Annotated in this window: 4 protein-coding genes; all 4 read left to right on the top strand. The window is 33.4% G+C overall.

What is annotated here, in order from left to right:
- Window positions 1-295 precede the first annotated feature (295 nt).
- The 4 genes from CWC18_RS19605 to CWC18_RS19590 all read left to right on the top strand — a co-directional run bounded on the left by CWC18_RS19605 (window position 296) and on the right by CWC18_RS19590 (window position 4,912).
- Window positions 296-1,318 (top strand): hypothetical protein, encoded by a 1,023-nt coding sequence (locus tag CWC18_RS19605; protein ID WP_138675936.1) that lies wholly within the window; start codon window positions 296-298, stop codon window positions 1,316-1,318.
- The gene (locus CWC18_RS19600; protein WP_138675935.1) at window positions 1,308-2,915 is read left to right on the top strand and encodes a hypothetical protein; all 1,608 of its coding nucleotides are present in this window, start codon (window positions 1,308-1,310) and stop codon (window positions 2,913-2,915) included. Before CWC18_RS19605 ends, CWC18_RS19600 begins: the two co-directional genes overlap by 11 nt.
- Window positions 2,916-3,050: 135 nt before the next feature.
- Window positions 3,051-4,067 (top strand): ATP-binding protein, encoded by a 1,017-nt coding sequence (locus tag CWC18_RS19595; RefSeq protein WP_138675934.1) that lies wholly within the window; start codon window positions 3,051-3,053, stop codon window positions 4,065-4,067.
- A gap of 503 nt (window positions 4,068-4,570) precedes the next feature.
- Window positions 4,571-4,912 (top strand): helix-turn-helix transcriptional regulator, encoded by a 342-nt coding sequence (locus CWC18_RS19590; protein ID WP_138675933.1) that lies wholly within the window; start codon window positions 4,571-4,573, stop codon window positions 4,910-4,912.
- Window positions 4,913-4,939 lie beyond the last annotated feature (27 nt).

Genomic DNA, 4,939 nt, shown 5'->3' with positions numbered 1-4,939 from the left:
AGTTCATGATCTTGCCCTGGGTATTCGCCCGCCTGTAATAGCATATGATTCAAACTCTAGACAGTTAAAAATTGTCGATTCTACATTCTATTTCTTTTTAAAAAATGCCAACCTTGAGCACATTAAAGATGAAATATTATGCCCTATGGACGGCTTGGATATATAGAGTAGTAATGCATTAAAACGGACAAAAATAGTTGGCTTTTACTCGTGCCTCGTTAATTTTAGCCAACAATTTTGCCGCTTAATAGTGAACAGAAAGTTTTTGTCGACGATGATTATAAAGGAAATATGATTGTACACTTTTAAAAACACTGAAATTAACAATAAGAAAGCTTCTGATTTTGAAACAAAGTCAATGCTTTATTTATTAGGGATGCGAAGTGATAGTGCTGAAATAGAAATAATTACAGTTGATTGCTTCAATGATGTTACAGGTTCCAATCTTGATTTTAGTAAGCTGTGGGACGTACAAAGCAAAAACCATAGTAGCCTTCCACCTTCCAAAATAGGGGAAAGTTTATCGACTCTCTACGATAATTATATTTCCTCAATATCTTTTTCTGAATATATTTTATTTATACCTAAGCTTACGAGAGATTACCTCATAGATAGTGGCTTAAACGTGTATGGATATTCAAATATAAATTTAAAGCAGAAAAAAGGGATAGAAAAGAAACTTAAGGAAAAAATTAACGGTAATAATCTAGGTAGTGTGCCACCACTTTTTATCGATTTTTTATCAAAAGTAACCTTCGTTGAAGATAATAAAAAAATAAGTACATACATCAAAAAAATTTCAAAATTCAAAAATAAGAGAGCCATAACCGAAGAAATATATGAGAGGATCTTCAACGAAATTAGAAATGCTCAAGCTTCATTGAAAAGCACATATATTGAAAATGAAAGTATTGTTAAACCTTCCGAAGTTTTAAAGTTTGAAAGACACATAACTAAATCTGAAATTAACACATTGTTGATTAATCGGTTAATTGGGATTGATGTTTTTTCGTTTCCGGGCATTCCTATTGCATTTTTTAGTGTCATAGAAGGGAAAGATGAAGAAGAAATTAAAGACTTGCTTCAAGAATGCAATGAAAACTTAAGTCGAGCTTTCTTTGATAAAAATGGGTGCAGGGAGTTTTGGAAATTATCAGAAAAAATTATCGAGTTACTCAAAGGCAACCCTAAAAATAAAATGACCGAAATATATGAAGTTTTAATTTCAAAAATAAAGATTAGAACTCCATATTTAACGGAACATACTGTTAAATATATGATATCTCTTGTCAAAACAGGACTTGAAAATGCAGATTAAAAAAATAGCGTTTGGGGATAATCAGGAAGCATTTATTGAAAGTAGGCTTACTGGTGGGGTGAATGTTATCTATAGCGATGATAACAATCGTGGGAAAACTCTTGTGATGCAAGGTTTGATGTTTTCCTTAGGTTATGAATCGATATTTCCGAGCTCTTTTCACTATAAAGATAAATATTTTTATTCTGAGATTGAAGTCAATGGTGAGTCTTATGAATTTTTAAGGAAAAAGAATACCGTTGCTTTAAAAACAGATGGGGCGATGCAAATATTCAATTCAGTGGGGGAGCTTAGGTACTTTTTAGATAAATTCGTATTTCGTATACCGAAAGTACAAAAAGATAATAGAGCGACTCTTGTGGATTTAAGTCTACTCTATGAACTTTTCTTTATTGGGCAAGATAGTCGGAATCCATCAGGACTCATCAGTAAGGGGCAGTTTAATAAACAAGACTTTAAAAATATGGTACATGCTTTAGCTGGTTTATCGACTAGCACTGCAAACCTAAGCGATATTCAAGCCACAAAAAATAAGATAGCTGAGCTTAAAATAAAGCTAAAAGAAACGAAAAAGAAAATCTCTATAATTAAGCAAAACCCCAACGTTGCTGAAGTTTTTTCTAAAACTTTCGATTCAAATAAGGTTCAAGAAAAAATCAAGTCCATTAGTGGTATTAATGAAAAACTTTCAAAAGTAAGGCGTTCGAGGCAAAGAGAAATAAACCGGAAGTCTAAGCTAGAGCAATTGGTTTCTGAACTGAAGTCTTTAAATCGAGATTTAAGTGAAGGGAATGTGCAATGCGGTGATTGCGGAAGCGACAAAATAGTATATTCGAACACTGATTTAACTTTTGAAGTTAGTAATATCGATGTTAGAAACGGAATTTTGAATTCTATTTCTGAAAACATTACACAAAAAGTTGAGCTAATTAATGACCTGACGAGAGAGATAAATTTTTTACAAGATCAGCTCAATGACGAAATGGAAGAAGCTCCTCCTAGTTTTCAACAAATAATTTTGTACAGCGAGCAAGTTGTTTCTGAAAAAAATTATGATAATGACTCATTTTCGTTATCTAGAGAAATAGAATCACTGCAAGATCAATTAGCGTCATCAATAGAAATTGATGATGCTTTAAAAACGGATAAGAAAACCTTCGACTTAAACTTATTAAATGACATGAGTTCTATTTATAAATCTATAGATCCAAATGGAAATTTGACGTTTGAGGATATTTTTACGAAAAGAGACTCAACTTTCTCTGGTAGTGAAGGGCAAGAATTTTATTTTTGTAAATTGATCGCGTTAAGTCGCGCGCTGAATCATGACTTTCCATTAATTGTAGATTCTTTTCGTGATGGTGAATTATCAACAAATAAAGAAGAAAGCATGCTCAATATATATAGTAAATTGAGTAGACAGGTTATATTAACTTCAACCTTAAAAGATGAGGAATATAATAGTGATAAATATAAAAAAATTAATAAAATCAACGCCATTGATTATAGTTTGCATAGTGACTGTAAAATTTTAGATAAGCAAAATAGAGAAGGTTTTATTGATCTAATATCTAATTTTAATGGCATAGTGCTTTAGCGCTATAACAAGTCATTTCAGCAGGACAAAAAACAGCTGGTTTTTGCTCGTACCTCGCTAATTTTAACCAGCTATTTTATTGCCTCTGAATGAGGCGTTAGGCTTTAAGTGCATTAATCTAAAACGGAGTTTAAATTGGCAGAAGTATTTTTTCCAAATTCATGTACAGAACAAGCAATTTTTAACTTCTGTGACCAAGTAAGTCAGCATTCAGATGCTGATGAATTATTAATAAATTTTTCCAATCTTGGTCGCATAGAGCCATTTACAATGGTTTATGTTGCTAAGTTCATTCGTGATTTCTCTAGAAAAAATCCAAAAGTTTCAATGTCTGCTATTGGGCACCATGAAAAAGAATATGCTGCAAACATGGCTTTTTTCAGAGCATTTGGATTAAAACATGGCAGGGAACCAAATTGTACAAATGGTAATGGTAATTTTGTTCCATTCACAATTTTACGTGTTCAAACAATTGTCGATGAAGCTAGCAAAGAGTGGGACGTTGAACAGAATATAATTGAAAAAAGGGCTGAACAATTAGCACAAATTTTATCACGACAAGATTCAAGCCATTTAGTTGATGCTCTTACTTTTTCAATTCGAGAAATACTCCGAAATGTATTTGAGCATAGTAATTCAAAGACAATCGAATACTGTGCTCAATATTGGCCAGCATACAACAAAGTAGAAATAGCTGTTGTTGATAACGGTATAGGGTTAGGCGCTTCGTTAAAGAACAATCCATTTATTCAAGTTGATAGTCATTGTGACGCTATACAGCAAGCTTTAATGCCAGCTATATCAAGCAAAAACTATAAGGGTGCGGTTATTGATAAAGATGACCCATGGCACAACTCTGGTTTTGGTTTATACATGATTAATAGAATCTGTCGTTTAGGCGGGTCATTTACTTTATGTAGCGGTGATCACGGAATACGTCTGGATGAGTCTGGAAAATCTCATATAGAGCTAGCTCATTTGTGTCGTGGCACAGCCGTTAGGATGGTGTTAAATACAAACAGGCTAACAAAACTAAGTGAAATGCTTTCTCAATTCAGAGATGAAGGCTATGAGGTAGCGAAACAAATAAAAGGCGTAGGTATATATACAGCTTCTGCCGCCTCACAAATGTTGTCTCGTGATTTTAAATAAAGCCTAACAAATAAGGATAGGTGTCGCGCAGCCGACACCTTATCTGGGTGTTGAACTGAATTTGACTGGACACCCATCCAAAATTGTTGCTGGGCATGAGTTCAGTTTTCTCTATTTTTGAGCTTATAGCACATGTAGTTAATTCAATTTTACTAACTAAGCGATATTTTAGGTTGAACGTGGTCTGTTTATTGATTCTAATTTCAAGTGGGTGTCATTGTTTCTTATAAGCCACTTCATTAAACTCTTTATGAGTATCTAAGCCAATGAAAAGTATGTTATGTTTAGTCATGCTAGCCTCTGCTATTTAGTAATTTGACAAACTAAGTATGGCTCTGGCTTTAAGCTAACCCACGAAAATGCGGAGGCTAGCACCGTGTGGGAGTCATTATGTTTATACACTCATGACGCAACAATGACGCTGGGCTGTCATATAGATGACGTTTAGAAAGATAGGATTTCTCTTCATAATAGTGTGAACTTTTATATAGGAGGAAGCAGTGATGGAAATGAAACTTGATAAAGCAAAACTAAAGCAACTTAGAGAGTCTAAAGCTTGGAGTCAGTCTTACTTTGCGGAAATAAGAGGCCTTAGCTTAAGAACGATTCAGAGAATTGAAAAATCAGGTATAGCTTCGCCAGAGTCAGTTAAATCAATTTGCGCTACTTTTGGCATTCAAATAAATGAGCTTTCAGTTGTTAACGAGCATCAAAAAGAATTAGCTCCTTCTTTTTCAGGTTTAATAAAATACAAAATATCCAGCATGGACAAAAAGGCAACTCTAATCTCATTTAGCACTGCATTTGTCATAAGTTTTATTTTAACAGTTATTTTAATAAGTTAACGTGTATAACAATGCGCTAAACTAGGA

This window comes from Pseudoalteromonas aurantia (assembly GCF_005886875.1).
Taxonomy (GTDB): Bacteria; Pseudomonadota; Gammaproteobacteria; order Enterobacterales; family Alteromonadaceae; genus Pseudoalteromonas; species Pseudoalteromonas aurantia_A.
This window is presented reverse-complemented; position numbering and strand designations above follow the sequence as displayed.